This window comes from Sphingomonas sp. NFR04 (genome assembly GCF_900114095.1).
Lineage (GTDB): Bacteria > Pseudomonadota > Alphaproteobacteria > Sphingomonadales > Sphingomonadaceae > Sphingomonas.
Genome location: NZ_FORV01000004.1, coordinates 49,864 through 66,673, shown reverse-complemented (window position 1 = coordinate 66,673; position 16,810 = coordinate 49,864). Strand labels below are relative to the sequence as shown.

Annotated in this window: 7 protein-coding genes; 5 read left to right on the top strand and 2 right to left on the bottom strand. The window is 63.4% G+C overall.

Features of this window, described 5'->3' with window-relative positions:
* Positions 1-377 precede the first annotated feature (377 nt).
* From BM009_RS12720 to BM009_RS12700, 5 genes are all read left to right on the top strand, one after another.
* A complete protein-coding gene (locus tag BM009_RS12720; RefSeq protein ID WP_093296714.1) occupies positions 378-785 on the top strand; it encodes a hypothetical protein in 408 nt (135 codons plus the stop codon).
* Positions 786-853: 68 nt separating this feature from the next.
* Positions 854-3,337, top strand: coding sequence for a DEAD/DEAH box helicase (locus BM009_RS12715; RefSeq protein WP_139216613.1), 2,484 nt, complete (start codon positions 854-856; stop codon positions 3,335-3,337).
* Positions 3,334-4,212, top strand: coding sequence for a hypothetical protein (locus BM009_RS12710; protein WP_093296710.1), 879 nt, complete (start codon positions 3,334-3,336; stop codon positions 4,210-4,212). Before BM009_RS12715 ends, BM009_RS12710 begins: the two co-directional genes overlap by 4 nt.
* Entirely contained in the window at positions 4,209-7,478 is a 3,270-nt protein-coding gene (locus tag BM009_RS12705; protein ID WP_093296708.1) for a hypothetical protein, read from the top strand. The genes BM009_RS12710 and BM009_RS12705 overlap by 4 nt, the downstream gene beginning before the upstream one ends.
* Entirely contained in the window at positions 7,475-8,173 is a 699-nt protein-coding gene (locus BM009_RS12700; protein ID WP_093296706.1) for a hypothetical protein, read from the top strand. The genes BM009_RS12705 and BM009_RS12700 overlap by 4 nt, the downstream gene beginning before the upstream one ends.
* On the opposite strand, the gene BM009_RS12695 is transcribed toward BM009_RS12700, so the two are convergent.
* Together BM009_RS12695 and BM009_RS12690 are read right to left on the bottom strand one after the other, a co-directional pair.
* On the bottom strand, positions 8,160-14,492 hold the full coding sequence (locus tag BM009_RS12695; protein WP_093296704.1) for an AAA domain-containing protein: 6,333 nt from the start codon (positions 14,490-14,492) through the stop codon (positions 8,160-8,162). The genes BM009_RS12700 and BM009_RS12695 overlap by 14 nt on opposite strands.
* A complete protein-coding gene (locus tag BM009_RS12690; protein WP_093296702.1) occupies positions 14,489-16,786 on the bottom strand; it encodes a hypothetical protein in 2,298 nt (765 codons plus the stop codon). Before BM009_RS12690 ends, BM009_RS12695 begins: the two co-directional genes overlap by 4 nt.
* Positions 16,787-16,810: the final 24 nt, after the last annotated feature.

Below are 16,810 nucleotides of genomic sequence, written 5' to 3'. Positions count from 1 at the left end.
ACGGCCAGAGCTGCCGCTCCCAAGGTTGGCCATGCCGATCAGCTAATCAGAAGCTAGCACCAGAAGATCTTTCTGCCTGTCCAGTTAATCTGCGGACTTAAAAGCCGGAGTCATCAACTTTCTGATCGCCGCACCATCAGAAGCATAGCTTGGATTCGTGAAAAATACTGGACCTACTTAGACGAATATCCCGGTCCCAACTTCGTTCTTCAAACACCCGTGATGTTTTGCGTTAGGTGAGGCCGCCGTTTGCGCGGCGCAGCAGAGGCGCCTCGAGCAGAATTCGAGCGTCAGGGGACGTTTCTATCGATCAGATTTCGGCTTATTTTGATCGATAGGAGCTCCCTCGGAATGGACTCCGTGAATGGGGGCTATTGATGAAATTCGTCGAAGCGTTTTCGCACCTTGGGTATACGGTAGCGTCGCCCCGCCAGGACTGGACTGCGGAAAAGAGCGATGGCGTTTGCATCTCACTTTGGCGGAAGGAGTTGGGGATGCGCGATGGCATGCCGTGGATGGACACCCGCGTGCACGCTGACGCTCTTGAGAACTGGCAGAATAAGCCAGGCAATCGTAAGCGCGTGCTGCACCTTCGCCGGGCCGTTGACGAATTCGACGGTCGCGTCGATGTCGTGATCGTGAGCGGTGACCCCGGTGTAAGCTACGGAACGGCGCAACCATGGATGGACGAGGGCAATAGGGCGGGGACGTTTTGGAAAATCTCCAATCTGGATGAGGCCACAGGTCATTTTGAGGTCGCCCTACATCGCGAAAGCGTCGCGTAGTTTCGGAAGATTCCTCTAGCGAAAAACCAAGTTTTCCCGTCAAATAGTCGGTGGGGGAGCGAATCGCATTGTTGTCTGATGCATTGTTACGCAGTCGAGATGGTCAGGTTGAAGGCGCAACCTGGGTTGTGCGTTCCATAGACAGATGTCTGCGCGCGCTTGCCGCTGCAACGGCGCCAGCCGACCGAATGGCACTGCTCCGTTCGCTCACCAGATTGAAGGGCGGCCGTGTCGATTTAGATCTGCTTGCGGTCCCGCTCACGCTCGATGAATATGCGCTGCTTGGCCGGTTCGGCCTCGCGCGTACCAATTCCGACAAGTCGTTACGGATCGTCGATGAGGAAGACCAAGCCGGCGTCGATGGATTGCAGGCCGCGCTGCGCTTCGATTCCGCTCCGCGCCACGCTTACGAGCCGGCGTCACCCGATGGCGTTTTGCTACGCCTCAGTCAGCATCAGCGCTATCGAACAGTCGCTCAAAAGGCCGCAACCCGCGCGCTGCTCACCCAGCCGCCGGGTTCGGGGCTGATGGTGAGCATGCCCACTGGGTCGGGCAAGAGCCTGTTGTTCCAGATCGCTGCCAATTTCGAGCGCGAGACACAGGCTGGTGCCTGCGCCATCGTGATTACGCCAACGGTCGCGCTTGGGCTCGACCATGAGCGCACGCTTTCGGGCATGCGCGGCCTGGAAGCGAGCAAAGCGCTCACCGGCGATACGTCGTTCGCCGAAGCGGAGGCGATCATCAATGGCTTCCGCCGTGGCAATATTCCGCTTCTCCTGCTCTCGCCAGAAAAGGCGCTCAGCCCGGCTCTCCTCGGCCATCTGGTCGAGGCTGCAACGCTGGGCTCGGTGGAATTCGGGCTTGAAGCGCGATTGACGCATGTCTTCGTTGATGAGGCCCACATCATCGAGAGTTGGGGGCGCGGCTTTCGTCCGGATTTCCAGCGGCTGCCAGCACTGCTGGGTCGATTGCGGCAGACCAATCCCGGGATCCGAGCGGTACTACTTTCGGCGACGCTGCCTGAAAGCGCGCGCAGGGTGCTGCGTAGCGCCTGGCAACTCGATGGCGATTGGCTTGAGGTGGATGCCCGGCTCCCGCGCTACGAGCATGACATCGTCGTCGCGAGTTATGACTGGGAGAGTCAGCGAGACGCGGCGCTCGATTATTTGATCGATAGGGCACCGCGACCCGCAATCATCTATACTACCCAAATCGCCGATGCCGCCGCGCTTCAAGCCCGGCTTTGTGATAGCGACCATGGTTATCGCCGGGTCGCCCTGTTCACCGGCGACACAGGCGCGCAGGATCGTCGCCAAATTGTCGATCGATGGGCCGCCGATGAACTCGATGTGGTGGTCGCGACCTCGGCATTCGGCATGGGCATCGACAAGGCCGATGTCCGTTCGGTCATCCATGCCTGCCTGCCCGAAGGGCCGGCGCGCTGGTATCAAGAAATTGGGCGGGCTTCGCGCGACAACGGCCAAGGCCTCGCCGCCTGTCTTTTCGTCGACGGTCCGACTAACAGCGATGTGAAGCAGGCCTATGGGCTCGCAACATCTGGCTGGCTGACGCGCGATCTGGCCGAGCAGCGCTGGGCCGGCTTGCTCGCGGCTGCGACCGCCAGAAAATATATCGGCGATCGCCTTCAGATGACAATCAACCTCGATGCCTTTCGAGAGGGACTGCGGCCCCGTGCTGGCGACTGGAACCGCGGCTGGAATATGACCCTGCTGACGCTGATGCAACGCGCAGGCGTATTACGAGTGCTGTCGATGCCGATGGATGGCGACCAGCCTGAATTCGCATGGACGATCGAAATTCTTGACGCGCGCGTGCTCTCCGGGGTCGATGACGCGGTGTGGCAGAAGGTTAGCGATCTGCGCGACAGCGAACTGGCCGATGCCCGGGCCGACCTCGACGCCTTCGTGAAGGTCATGCGCCATCCGACCAAGGCCTGCGTCACCCGAAGCGCCTTCGAGGTCATCGAACCGCATTCCTATGCGCCGGCCTGCGGCCGATGCCCCTCATGCCGCAAGACCGGCATCGCGCCACCCTCGCATCTCGTCGCGGCCGGCCTGGAGCAGCGCTGGTCGGAGGCAGGCGAGTGCCGCACCGCGCTGCCGCGTGAGACCCTGCTCGTGACCCCTACCGACCCGCAGTTCGAAGATGGATTGGCCAGCCTCGTCGAGACACTGACCCGGTCCGGTGTCGATCAGATTGTCGTACCTCATGGATTGGCGGGCCGGACTGCCGCGCATATGCTGCACGCTGACACGAGACTGGGACTCGTGCTCGATGAACGGGAGTGGCTGGGGGAAAACCGATTGGCCGATGTGCCGACTGCAATATTGTTGCCGGATGATGCGCTTGCCGCCGAGATTATGCTGGACCGGGCTGGTGACTTTCGCGCGCGCTGTTCCTCACCGCTGCTGATCGTCGCGAGGCCTGAACGCATCGTGCGAGGTCGGCGCCTCGATCAGACGGTGTCGCGCTACGCGCCCTACGCCGAAGCGCAACTTGCCGGCCTCGCCGGCATCGAGGACGCAGCATGACGCTGCTGTCGAGCCCGCAAGGCACACCCGAACGCGTGTGGTCGCTGGTTGCCGGGCTCTCTGCCCTCGGCGGCGCGTCGGCGCGCGCGACCTATGACGCGCTGCTCAACCCAGGTTTCGGGCGCGACGGCGTGGAGGTAAAAGCAAAGGCGACGCTGGCGGCGGATGCACATAACGCCGCGCTGAGCCTGGCACTGGTCGAGGGCGCGCGCGATCAGATCAATCTTGTCGCCACGCTTCCCGACAGCTTCGCCGGCTTCGCCGATCTGGTCCATGATCGGCTTATCGGGCTTGCCAGCGGCGACGGCGACGCGGTGATCCTTGAGGGCTATGCGTGGGTGGTCGTCGAGAGTGACCGTCAGAACGGCATGCAGTGGATCTATCAGGCCGGGCGCGAGGAGTTTGCCGAACTGGCGAATTCGGGCCTCACCGGCAAGGAGATGAACTCGACCAAGGCCGTCGCATGGCGGCGCTGGCTCGCCTTTCTTGGTTTAGGCGTGCCGATGCCGACCGAGCGGTCCGCTCCAGACTTCCCGTCTCCCGCGATGCGAATACTGCGAGAACTCGAGCGCGCCGAGATCGTGGCGGGATCAACCCTGCCGGCCGCGGAATTCATCGCTCTGGTCGCGCGGCGCATGCCCTATCTCGATCGTGGTCGCTTGTTCACCCAGGCCTGCCAGAGGATCGGCCATGCAGCGCCCGCGAATCGACTTTCGCCATTGCTGAGCGCTGCCCTGCGCGATCTCCACGACGACCAGAGCTTGCGTCTGGTGCCGAGCGGCGACGCCGCCGATCGCGTGCGGCTGAGCGAGGATGCGTCGCACGCGATCGACGCTTTCACCACCGTGGTCGTCTTTCCGGGGAGCGCGTCATGAACGCGCCTCTCACCGCCTGCTGGCGCGCCGAGGACGCGCGCTCGATCTTCGTGACGGAAGCACTCGAGGGCAATGACGCGGTCTTTCTTGCAACCCATACCCCAATCGAAGGGTTTGACGTCGCCGGACGTGATGCCGCGGAGTTCAAGGGCATTGACGAGCAGGCCGTGCTCGACACCCTCGCTGATGAGAGCCGTGAACATGCATTTTGCGTCGTCCAGGGCGAGCCCGGATCGGGCAAGTCGCATCTAATCCGCTGGCTTTCGGTCAACTGGCCGCACGCGAGCGACATCAAGCTGCTGCTCCGGCGCGCCGATGGCAGCCTCGAAGGTGCGCTGCGCCAGCTCCGTGACCGCCTGCCGCCGGAGTTTGCGCCGCTATTTGACAATCTCGGTCAGCGCCAGAACACCTCCTCACGCGGCCGCGCTAACATCTTTTTGAGTACGCTGGCCAATACGCTCGAACCCGGTCATTTCGATCGGGCGCTACCCGATGAAGCGTGGTGCAAGACGTTTTCGCCGGCCGAATTGCTCGCCCATCCCGCGATCAAGACCGGCTGGAAGGCGCCGTCACGAATTCTCGACCTACTCGAGGGCGCAGGCGGCGGCCGCAATTCAGCGACGGCCTCGTTCGATCTGTTCGATATCCAGGAACTGGGCGATCTGTGCCCGCCGTTGCGTGGCCAGGCCGCGATTGCGCGTAGCCATGACCTGGCGCGCCGCCTGGAGCGCGAGGCCGACACAATCCGGGCATTTCGCGATCAGCAGTGGCTGGCCGAGGAACTGGCCGAAGAACATCGCGACCAGTTTCCGACCAGCCTCGCATTGATCAACGCGCTCAATCTGCGCCGTAACGACGCGATCCAGAATGTTCTGGGGATCTCGGCGCAAGGCCTCAAGACCCTGTTCCGACAGGTGCGCGAGGCGCTCGCCGACCGGAAGCAGCGGCTAGTGCTGCTTCTCGAGGACATAACCAGCTGGGAAGGTCTCGATGACAGCCTGATCGACGTGCTGGTGTTTAACGCGGCTGCGCGCGGCGATGCCGGTGAACAAGCGGTGTGCCCACTGATCTCGGTCGTGGGTGTCACCCCGGCCTATTATGACAAGCTGCAGGGCAATTACCGCCAGCGCATCACCCATGAAGTGCGCTTGGGACAGGGAACCGATGGCTTGCAGGATGTTGCCACGTTGCGCGAGGGCGAGACGCGCTGGCAGTTCGTGGTGCGCTATCTGGCAGCGGTGCGCGCGGGGCCGGTCGCGCTCAACGGATGGCTGGCCGATGCGCGCGAGGGTCATGAGGCGCCGCCGCCCAATCGCTGCAACGATTGCCCGCGGCAGGAAGCCTGTTTCGAAATCTTCGGCGAGCAAGGCGGCGTCGGGCTGTTTCCGTTTACGCCGCATGCCTTCGATCGCTTCTACGAAGCGCTCAAGGAGAATGACAACGGCCAAACCTGGAAGACGCCGCGTGGCATTCTCCAAGCGATCCTCAATCCCAATCTGTTGCAGCCCGACAGTCTTGGCGCGGGCACCTATCCTGGCAGCTTCATCGAACCCGATGCTTTTCGGCCCGATCGCCGCGCCGACCTCGCTTTGGCGCCGCGCCTGAAGCAGATCGTCGATAACAGGATCGAGGCACCTGAAGAACGTGCCCGCATGCGCCGCATGCTGGCGTATTGGGCCAATCCCGATCGAGCTGACACCACCGGCGATGATGACGGCCTTGCCTTCGCCGGGACGAGCCGCGCGGTGTATGAAGCATTCGGCCTGCCCTGGATCGGAACGGATGAGGCCGGTAGCGTGTCACCGGCAGCGCCGACGCCGATCATTACCGTCCAGCCGATCCTTCCGACCTCGAGGGAGCACGAAGCCGACGAGGAGGCTCGCAAGCCCAATCCTATCGTTCGCCCAGCGCGTCCTGTCGTTTCGGCGCCCAAGCCCAAACGGCTTATGCCGACCAAGAGCGAACTGGAGCAACGGCGCGAGGAGATCCGGAGTTGGTCGCCGGATACGCCGATCCAAAATGGCAGCCGGTGGAACGATATCCTGGCACTGCTGATCGAGGACATCGACAGCCGGGCCTTCGGCGTGCCCTCGCCCTTGTTCGAGAAGCTGATCTCGCGCGACATGGTGAAGCTGCACGGCACGGCGACGCGCCAACTCGACTATTTTGTGCTTCCAGCCGCGCCCTGGGCGCGCAATGGCCTCGAAGCTTTCATTTCGCTACGCCAAGATACCGAGATGTCGCTGGCTGACGCCGAATATCACCGGCGCAGCCTCGCGACGATGATGCGGCGCTTGTCGGTCAATCTGGCGCATCATCTCGATCGCAAAATTCCTCGACTTGAGAATGGGACGCGCTGGTCGCAAGTCGCGACCTTTGGACAGATCCTGCTCGCCCGCGCCTTCCTGCGTGGCGTCACTAGCGTCACCGCGCCGGTCACCGATCAACTGCGGGCAATCCTCAGCGACGAAGGCCTGTCGGAAAGCGATTTTGCGGCGCGCAGCGCGCCCTGGCAGGAATGGCTGACCTCGACCAAGGGATTTCACGAGAAGCTGCGCGCCGAACTCCGTGCGATGATCAGTCTCAACCTCACCGATAGCGCGACCGGCACCGGCGGCGGCAGCGCGTTGATCGATTCAAGCCAATTGATCGGTGCGATCATCCGCATGGGAGAGAGCGGACGCTGTGATCCGGTTCCTGCCGAGGGCGGGTCGGTACCCGACCTCTATAAGCGTGCGCGCGACCTGGCCCAAAGCTGGAATGAGAAGCGAAGCCATATCGAACGAACCGAGTTCGGGCAGATCAAGGGCCGCAGCGAGACGCTCTCGGCGCTGCTACGCAACAAAGACGTTGCTACCCATCTCGATCGGCTCGATCGGTGCATCACCGGAATTGCCGAACAATTGCCGGGAGCGGCAGCGGACAAGGTCCAAGCCTGGCGGCAGGCGCACGAGCGCCTGAAGGCGCGCCTCGCCGAAGGTGCCGGCATGCGCACCGAGGCGCTCATCTTCACACTCGAGGAAGAGGAGCTTCCGGCCAAACTACTTCTGCGCCTGGCCTGGCTCGCCCAGCAGCCGGCGCGAGATCTCGAGGATATTTTGACGGCCGCGCAGACCGGCGAGCGCGCGGTCGAGGAGTTGCGCAATCATGCGCTGGACTGCGTCCGCGAAGCAGGCGGCAGCGGCTCGCTGAGCGAGGTCAAAGCGGTCGGCGTGGCGCTAAGGGCGGCGGTCAGGCCGTTCGGTCAAACGGAGACCGGCCAATGAGCGATGCGCTTCTCGAGGCCGAGGCATTGATCGAGCAACTGCCCGACGCCGTATCGCGCCGGACGCTCGGGGAGCGTCTTACCAAGGCGATCGCCGAACTCCGTACGGCCGGACACCAGATCCAGCGGATGACCGCGCTGATCGAGACGGCCGACCTGATCGATTATGGCAAGCCCGCCCAGCAGCGCGAGATCCTCGACGAGATGATCGACTGCGCGCAATCTGTCGGCGAGGCTCTGGAAACTGCCGAGGATGCGGTGGCGCTTCGCGCTGCGGTCGACGAATATAGCAATGACCTGATCCGCGCGATTGCCAGTCTCGATCGCTCGCTACGAGAACATTGGCGTGTCCTCGCCAATGAGCGCTTCCAGCCGCTGGTCGGCCTGGGCGAGTTGCTTGCTTCGATGAATGTCGCCAATAACCTCGGACCGCGGTTGACGGCCTGCGGACGGAAGGGCATCGCGTCGACCAATGCCAGTTCAGCGACCGAACTCCATGCATCGGTCACGGCGTTATCCAGCGAATATGACGCGCTTCAAGCCGAACGCGCCGCCGAGATCGGCGAGGACGAGGTCGGTGAGTTCATCAACGCGCTCGCCGACAAACGTGCAACACTCGCTATGGTCACGCCGAAGGTCCAGGCTTGGCTCGCCGAACATGCCGCGCTCGATCGGCTTGGGATCACGACACGCTAGCAAGGAATTGCTGGAGCAGCGATCGGCTGACGCTCGCCTCGACCAGACTGTCGCCCATCAGGTCGCTCGACTGGTGGACGCAGCTTCGGCAACCATCGGCACAAAGCGGCGCCGATAGGCGAAATACCTGCTCAGCGAGACGAGCTTCAGGCGATAGCGAACCGGCCTTGGTTGAGTCGAGTGCGACATAGGCGCCAAGCAGGCGGGCTAGCACAGGTGCCGCGCCGCTCTTCGCGGCATCGACTGCGGCGGATGCGAGTTCCCATCCCTGAACAGGGCGAGCGACGGGTCCGAAAGCCTGCTCGCGTACCTGTTCGATGTCGGCGGCGATCTCGAAGAGCATGAATGGCTCGGCTTCGACCGCCTCCTGGGCGAACAGGATGCGGGTGAGAACCGGTGGTAGCCGGTCGCGCGCGCCAGTACCTCCAGCTTCCGCGATTTCCTTCGCGACATTGGCGAGTTGTGTCGGATCACGCGGATCGAGCAGGCGCCAAGCAGGGTGCCGTTCCGGCATCGCCCAGAAGCCGCGCACCATCGCATCCTCATCGGCGTTCGGACAGGCGCCGAGGTAGCCGGCAGCGACGAGATCACTCAGGCCAGACCAGTTGTCGATGACTCCGCGAATGGTGCCGTCGCCGTGGGCGCCTGCTTCGCATATCGTGATGCAAGGATCGGCGTCAGCCCCGAACTGCAGCGGAAGCCGAGCATGGGCCAACAATTGCCGTTCGTCGCCCTGACCGACCTGGGCCACCAGCAATTTGAGGCGCAGCGTCAAGCCATGAAGAACGGTGGAGTGAAGATAGGCGGCCATCGCTTCCGAATTGCGAACCTCCTTCAATGCTTCGCTCAACACCGTGTGGAAGATGTCGTCGCCGAGCTTGGCCGCAGCACGCGCCACGCGCGTGACCGTCATCAGCGGATGCTGGCTCAGCAATTGCTGGCGCACATCCTCGAACAAGGTCGCGAGCGTCGCCGGTGACCAGAAACGTGCGAGCCGCCGCAATTTTGGGGCAAAGGTTGGATTGCCGGCAGCAGCCGCGATGAGTTCGGCCCCCAGCCGGGCGTCGTAGCCGGCGATGCCAGCGCCACGGCTGCGACTTCCGATAAGGTAGCGCAGGAACTGCGCCTCGTGCCAGTCCCTCCGCCCTTCGTCATCGTCGAAACCTGCCTGGACCTGTTCGACGAAGGCAGCGAGCGCCGCTTCGTCGACGGTGAAGCGGACCCCCTCGGTCGGCACCTGGTAGCCGTGCAGCAGCGGTCGCTCAGTCGCCGGGTCGATGAAGATTTGTGAGATACCCAGCGGGTCGACGCCCCGGCTGTCGAATTTGAGTTCGGCATCTGCGCCCCAAAACACGCGCGCGACCTCGAGTCCCGAGGCACTGCCGGTGATCTTGTCCCCGAAATGGGCATCGATCTGGGTGAAACCGGGGATAGCCGGGTCGCCGAGCGATTGCGCGCCGGCTGGATCGGCTTGTACGAGCAGAAACCCGCGCAAGCTGGCACTGCTGTCGTGACGCAGCGGCATGGCCTGTGGATCGAGAGGGACGATCGCCGGATCGCGAGTGCCGTCGAAGCCAAGTTCAGGCGTCCAGTGCGCACCAGCGATCCAGCCGACCTGCTGAAGTGTCGCCACAGTCGGCCGGCAGAGGTGCTCGTGGAGGTCGGTGAGACTGTCACGCACTTCCAGCGGAAGTTCTGACAAAAGTGCAGCGGCGTCGCTGCGCAGCGGTTGACGCAACGCGCTCGCATAATCGTTCGACGCAAGCCAGGGCGCACGGCCGTCGACTGGCGGCCTCCAATGCACGATCGAGCCATTGTAGCGCCGTGTCGCATTGCCCGGTGCGATCGTCGTCAGGGCGAGGCCAATATCCTCCCCACCTCCGCCGTTCACATTGGGACCGGTGACATCGAGGGATGGCAGGTTGATCGTGTCGAAGAGCAGGTCGGGTGCCCAGCGGAAATTGTGGCGCACCTCATTCAGGAAGCGACCGCCCGCGCCTGGCTGCGCGGCGATCGCTGCCTCCCAGAAAGTGGCGGCATCGCTCACCCCAAGCTCGTCCCAGATATCTGGTCCGAGCACCGCTTCAACCAGTGATCCGGCCTTGGCTAGCACCGCCGGCGTAATCCCGCGGTCGAAATCGACAACAGCGCCCCGCGCCACTTCGCGCGAAATACCGTCGAGCAACGTTGCCAGGGCCTGTCCGCGCCGTACGAAGAAATTGTCGGGATTGAGCGGAATCCGAAAGCCCGAAGGCGCGATCATCTCGTCCGGGCGCCGAAACCACCAACTGTCGCGCGGCGAATAGATCGACAATGTAACCGCCGTAGTCGGCCGATCGTCAATGCCACGCCCACCTCGGCCTTTGCGCTGGATAAAGCTCGCCAGATTCTGCGGTGCATAATGCTGATAGACGAGCGTGATATCCGGATCGTCATAGCCGACCTCGAGCGAGGAGGTCGCGAAGACTACGTCCGATCCTTTGACGAGAGCCTCAGCGTCGCTGCTCGTGCCCGAATAAATTGGCGAGCGCGCGACACGTAGCGGGCTGCCAGCCACACGGCGGCCATGCGCTCCGCATTGGCGCGTATCGTTCGCCGCAAACCACCAGCATTCACCATCGGCAAAGCGATCGCAGCCGATCGGCTCCTGGCAGCATCGGGTCTGAGGCTGGCCGGTCGGATCATCACCAAAGTCCGAGATGCGCAGCGCCGCGAGTTCCTTGCCTTCCTCGGCATCGGAATAGGCGCCGTGAAGTCGACGCATTTTGTCAATGGAGTCGAAGAAAACGAGTCCGCGATAGCCGCCTTCATCGCCGGTGCGCCTACGCATGCCGTGGCCAAGACACATAAGGCTCTGGATGGTGGTCGAGGCGCCCGCGATATCGGCGCCGCGCGATTCCACTTCAGGCTGAATGAAATAAAAGACTTCACGGCCGCGCGGATTGGCTTCGAGTTCCTCTGCTTCTGGCTGGATTGTCCGGATATCGCTGCGTCCGATCAGACGGCCCCAGGCTTCCCCAGGATTGGATATGGTCGCGCTCATCCCGATGGCCACCATTGCCCGGCTGTCAGCCCCACCGGTCGCGGCGCGCGCCGCGAGACGCCGCAGCGCCATCCCGACCTGTGCACCGTGGATATGCGTGTAGAGGTGGATCTCGTCAGCGAGCAGCGCGCGCGGCGGTGCGAAGCGCGGATCGTCGCCGAACAGCGCGCCATAGCGGGGATCATGCAGCCATTGATGGAGGCTATCGGTGGTCGGTAGGAACAGCGAGGGCGGACGTTCACGAAGTTGTGCCTTCGATCCGATCCACCCATCATAGCGCCAGTCGCCCGTGGTGCAGACCAATGCATCGGCGCCGTCGCGTCCGCCGCCGGCACGCAAATGCAGGCCCTGGCCGCAGGACGGACAGGCAAAGAACGGAAACTCGAACGCGTTAGGGCCGGCCGGACGCCAGACTTCGCGGTAGCGCTCGTGCATGGCGTCGAAGCTGTCAGGCACGTCGCCGACCTGGAGGCCGAGCGTCAGCAGTGGCAAATTGGGAATGCTTGCCGAGGCCGCCAAATAGCCAGCGAGGCGCTGCGCCTGATTGGTCGCGAGACGGATGCGGGGATAGGCTAGGATCGCACGCACCCCGACAATGCCATCGACTGCATCGCCCAGCGCGCCCGCGATCAGCGGCAGTGCAGCCGCTTCGGTCTTGCCCGACCCGGTGTCGGCGGCGATAGCGATGCCGGACAGGCCTTCACTCCGCCAGGCTTCGAGACCGTGGATGAGACCTTTGCGCTGGAATTCAGCGAGTGCAGCCCCTTCGCCCCATTGCGCGGCAAGCGCTCGGTAGAGACCTTCTAGGCCTTCTGCCTGGACCGGCGTTGCCGCTGCAATGGCTTCGTCGAACACTCCGCGAAGGGGGCGGTTGCGCACTGGCTTGTTTCGATCGCGCAGTTCGACCTTGATGTTGCGGACCAGGTAGGGCCGGTCGCTCGCGTCATCGGTTTTGAAGCGCTGCTTCACATGGCGGATTTCGCGCGCGAGCTCGGCGATCCGGCTACGTACACGGGCGTCGGCCGCGAGCATGACATGACCATGTGCTTCGAGCCGCGAGAGCGCCGCAGTCACATCATCGTCGGTTTTGCGCTGATCGCGCGCCAGGGATGTGATCGAGGTCCAGCTGTCGAAGATCGCAAAGTTGATGCGGGCAGCCTCAATATCCTCCAGCCGGTTCAGCAATCGGTAGTCATCGTCGGTGATTGCGGGTAATAACGCGTCCGGTTCGCGTTCTTCGATCTCATCGGTGGCCACCGTCATGGCGATGGTCATCGCACCACCCGCCGCGCCCAAGGTCAGCAACCCTTCCGCCTGCAGCGTCTGAATCACGGGCAGGAGCACGTCGTCTTCTTGCTCGGACATCCAGGCGAAACGGTCGCGAGCGCGATCGTAGAAGCAGTATTTGCCGGCACGCGCCTCGCGCACCACGGTCGCGATCCGCGCACGGACCGTGTCGATATCAGTGGGGTAGACACGCCGCGCTGCCTCGAAGGGTCGAGCCCGCCAATAGCGCCCGAACTTGCCCTCGAGGTGCTCGAGCGAGATCCAGCCGAGCAGGTGCAGTGTCCGCGATTCGACAAAGGGCTCGCGAGCAAGAGCCATCGCTTTCCGCACCTGACCAAGCGTCGCGGTGCCATAATCACTCCCGGCGGCGACCCGCCGGATCGCCGCGAGCAGCCCCTCCAGTTCAGGGGTCATGTCTGGGAGCACGGCCTCGATCACGGTATCAGGGGTTAGGTCGAGGTCGTGCGGATCGCCATCGAAGCCGCGCGCGCGAATTTGCGTGCGGATCTTCCGGCCGCCCGGACCGTCGAGTACCGTCTCGGTGACATAGCCGCAGGAATAGACGAACTCGCGCAGCAGCTCGACCTTGTCCATCGTCTCCTGTTCGGTCGGCGCAGCCTCGAGCAGGCGCCGGCTGATAAGGAGGATAAGCTTAGTGCGTGCGCGCGTTGTGGCGACATTGAGCCGCTCGGGCGAGAAGATGAACTCTGCCTCGGCAAGCGCGAATTCGGGATCGGCAACGCAATAGGACAGGATGATCGCATCGCGCTCCTTGCCCTGGATGCGGTCGACGGTCTCAACAAAGGCGTCGGCTTTGAGCGCGACCGGCATCAACGCGCGGATCGCAGCATTCTGGGCGCGGTGCGGACTGACGACCGCTGCCGTCTCCGACCAGAAGACCGCCGAAGAGATCGGGCCGGTCGACCCGGTTACACGATCAGCAATCTCAAGGGTCAGCTTGGCGGCGAGATTGGCTTCGAACGGGTTTGAGGTTGCCGCGGCGGGTCCGTCATGCACGAGAACGACGATCGGGAGCGCAGGATCGAGCGCGATGCGCGACACCAAGTCGAGGTCGTCACGCCAGTCTGGTTTCAACGCGAGGCGTTCATCGGGCGCAACCGAGATATAGCGGCCGGGATAGAATTTGCGCTCGGGAAAGCTGGCAAGCGGCGCATTGAGCCGAAACGTCTCTTCGAGCGGAAACTCGGCGGCGTTGGCAGATTTGAGGAAGGCGTAGAGCGAACCACCCATCTCGCGGTCGTTGATCTTCGTCGAGCGCATCGAACGCACGGGCGGCAATTGCTGGTCATCGCCCGAGACGACGATGCGGCAATTGGGCGCCATTCCGGCGAGCGCCATCAGCCCCTGGCCGAGCACCATCTGCGACGCTTCATCGATGCAGATCAGATCAAATAGGGGTGCGGTAGGGCCGTCGACGGTTGGGAGCGCGCCGGACGCGATCAGCCGATAGAGCGACCAGATCGTAGCCCCGATGACGGTCCGTCCGCTTGCGATGGCCTGCTCGACATCGGCCTCATCGCCGCGGCCGATAAGTTGCACGCCGGCCGACAGCCCACCGCTGGGCGGCGCGCCATAGAAAATCGGCGCCGGCGCCGCTGTATCGTGGATCGCCTGTCGCTTGGCCACCGCGTCGAGTACATTGCCGACGGCGTTTTTGGTGAAGGCAGTTACGAGGGTCCGCGCCGTGCGTTGGTGCTGCGCGCGGATCGCGCCGTCACCCGTGATCAGCCAGGAGAGCAGATGGGTTTTACCTGTGCCCGGCGGGCCGAGCACGAGTCCCGCACGGTGATCGGCTAAGCCACGCCAGGCGGCATCTTGGGCGGGGCGCAGTGGACGATCCTCGTTCGCCTCGATCGATGGGATCGCAAAGCCCGCCAACCCCTCGATCCACAGATCGCGATCGACCGCGGTCGCCGCGAATGCTTGAGGGTCGCGTAGAAAAGATAGAACGTCGTCGCGGGTGGTCATGGCTGCACCTGCGCACCGAGAAAGGAGAGAAAGGCGTCAGCCTTGGATGAATTGAAATCGACGAAGCTCTGGTCGAGCCACCAGCCATCCTGCCCGGCGCGCCGCTTCACCTCCTGGAAGATCGGGTCATTGAAGTTGGGTCGGAACATGCGCAACCGCAAAAGATTGGGGGCGTCGCCGCTCCATGGCGACATGATGTCGCAACCGAGCGTCCGCCACAGGCGCGGCTCAAGGACATAGTCTGGATCGCCGTCACTCAGGATCAGGCCCATGGTCCCGGCGGCGATATCGGCGTCCTCGCATTCACGAGGCATGGCGAAGAGCAGATAGCTGTATTTTCCCTTGTCGCTGACGTTGAGTAGCCGCATCGCACCAATCGCGCGGCCCGCATCGCGCCTCACGCGCTTGGGCTGGGCGAGACGGATCATCGTATCGAGCAGACCCGCACGGTTTTCAATCAGTTCAAAGGCGCGGAGCACGTCGAGGTCACCGGCATCGAGCGGGTTGAAACTGGCTTGCAATCGGAACGGCTGCTTGTTGAGACGAAGCATGGGCGGCTCACCTGCCGCCACCCGTCGCTGATGTTCAAGCCGCAGCCAATCTGCGATCGCCTGGGTCGCGCCAAGACGCGCGGACACGTCGGCGCGGATCGCGTCGGCGCCCGGCCCCTTGCCGCGCGCCTCTCGCAGATGGCGGCTTATATCGAGAGCGAGCAACGCCGAGAACGGACGCTCGAAACCGCCAGCCGGCTCGTAAGCAGTAGCGATTTTCCCGGCGCGATGCAGCGCCGCTGAGACTTGCCTCAAATCGTAGGACACCGTCACGGGGAGCGCGAGCAACTGCTCGACGACGCTACGCAGTGCCGTTGCCGGCAGATGCTGCATGCCGCGAAACTCAGGCTCTGGCACGACTTCGTCGGGCGGAAACAGTCGCACCATATGAAGCAGCCCGGAGCGCACGCGAGGATCGTCGAGATGGCGTTTGACCGCGTTCTGCAGCGCGAGTGCTTCGGTCGCCTCGTACAAAAAGATGTGCGCATAGCGACTTGTGGGATCGCTCGGATCATCGATTGCCGCGTTGTGAGTGTCGATAGCTTCGAGATCGGACACCAGCCGACTGAACACCGACACGAGCGCATTTGCCTCGGCCGCTCGGTCACTCGTTGGCAGCACTTCGATATGCTCGCGCGTGCCAGCGCCATCGACATAGCGATAGCCGAGTGTCACTAGAGTATCGTCCACCGGATCATTATCGGCGACCAGATAGATCGCGGTATCAGCGCGGGGTGGCATTAGGAAGCTGTGCGGATCGGTTCCGGGCCGGACCGTTTCGTCGCGCAATGCGCGTGCCCGCGCGACCAGTTGGTCGGCCCGTCGCGACAGCGACCAGCCGGCACCGTCGATCCGCCCTATCCCGGCCCCCAGTTCGGCGAGGCCGGCGACGGTGCCGACCCCGATCGACAGCAGCGTGCGCTTTGCTTCATGGCTGAGCCCCGCGACCGCCGACACATCACGGGCATGCGGCGTGCGGCGCGGCCCGACCGCCTCGATGCAATGCGGGAGATACGCGCATTGCTCGCATTTGAAGTAAACGTGGAAGAAGGTCTCGTCGCGGCCCGGCGCGACGGTTTTTGCCGATATCGCCGGAAGGGTCGACCGACAAAAGTCTTCTACCAATCGCAGATACGGGTTGAGCGCGAACGGCTCAGCGGTCCAGCGATCACCTTCGGCATCGCCGTCATCCGGGATACGCCAGATTTCGCCCATTGCGGCGACACTTGCCTGGACTCCGAGTTCGGCAAGCATCGAGCGTAGGAGAAGAACGTAGAAGGCGACTTGGGTCTTGTGGAAGGCGCGCGCGGCGCGCGTCGCCTTTACGTCGATCACGGTGAAGACGAGTTGGCCGTCCAGTACGTCACGGCGGACGAGATCGGCAAATGAGCGGCGCAGTTTGATGTCGGCGCTGCCGATAAAGGCCGGCAAACCGCGTGGGCGCAGATTGACCTGTGCGGCGTAAGTCGCTCCGCCTTGCCCTTTCAGAAAGGCAATGGCCTGGCGCTCGGGTAGGCTTTCTTCGCCAAGCCCCGGCCGCAGAACCTGCGTATCGCGAGCAAGACGAGCAACGACGCGGTTCTCATAATCGACACCCAGCGCCGCCCAGGGTTGCTCGCGCTGATCCTTCGCCACGGGGACCGCGGCAAGTTCGGACGGATCCATGATTTCGTATCGCGTCTTGCGCTCGCAGCGATATTGAAACCAAGATTTGATCGTCGAGCCGCTGAGGCCTGAAGCCATTCTTCCCCCTAATGCGCCGGTCTC

Coding starts and splice junctions, on each gene's coding strand:
- BM009_RS12720 (WP_093296714.1), top strand. CDS start 378: ATGAAATTCGTCGAAGCGTTTTCGCACCTTGGGTATACGGTAGCGTCG.
- BM009_RS12710 (WP_093296710.1), top strand. CDS start 3,334: ATGACGCTGCTGTCGAGCCCGCAAGGCACACCCGAACGCGTGTGGTCG.
- BM009_RS12705 (WP_093296708.1), top strand. CDS start 4,209: ATGAACGCGCCTCTCACCGCCTGCTGGCGCGCCGAGGACGCGCGCTCG.
- BM009_RS12700 (WP_093296706.1), top strand. CDS start 7,475: ATGAGCGATGCGCTTCTCGAGGCCGAGGCATTGATCGAGCAACTGCCC.
- BM009_RS12695 (WP_093296704.1), bottom strand. CDS start 14,492: ATGACCACCCGCGACGACGTTCTATCTTTTCTACGCGACCCTCAAGCA.
- BM009_RS12690 (WP_093296702.1), bottom strand. CDS start 16,786: ATGGCTTCAGGCCTCAGCGGCTCGACGATCAAATCTTGGTTTCAATAT.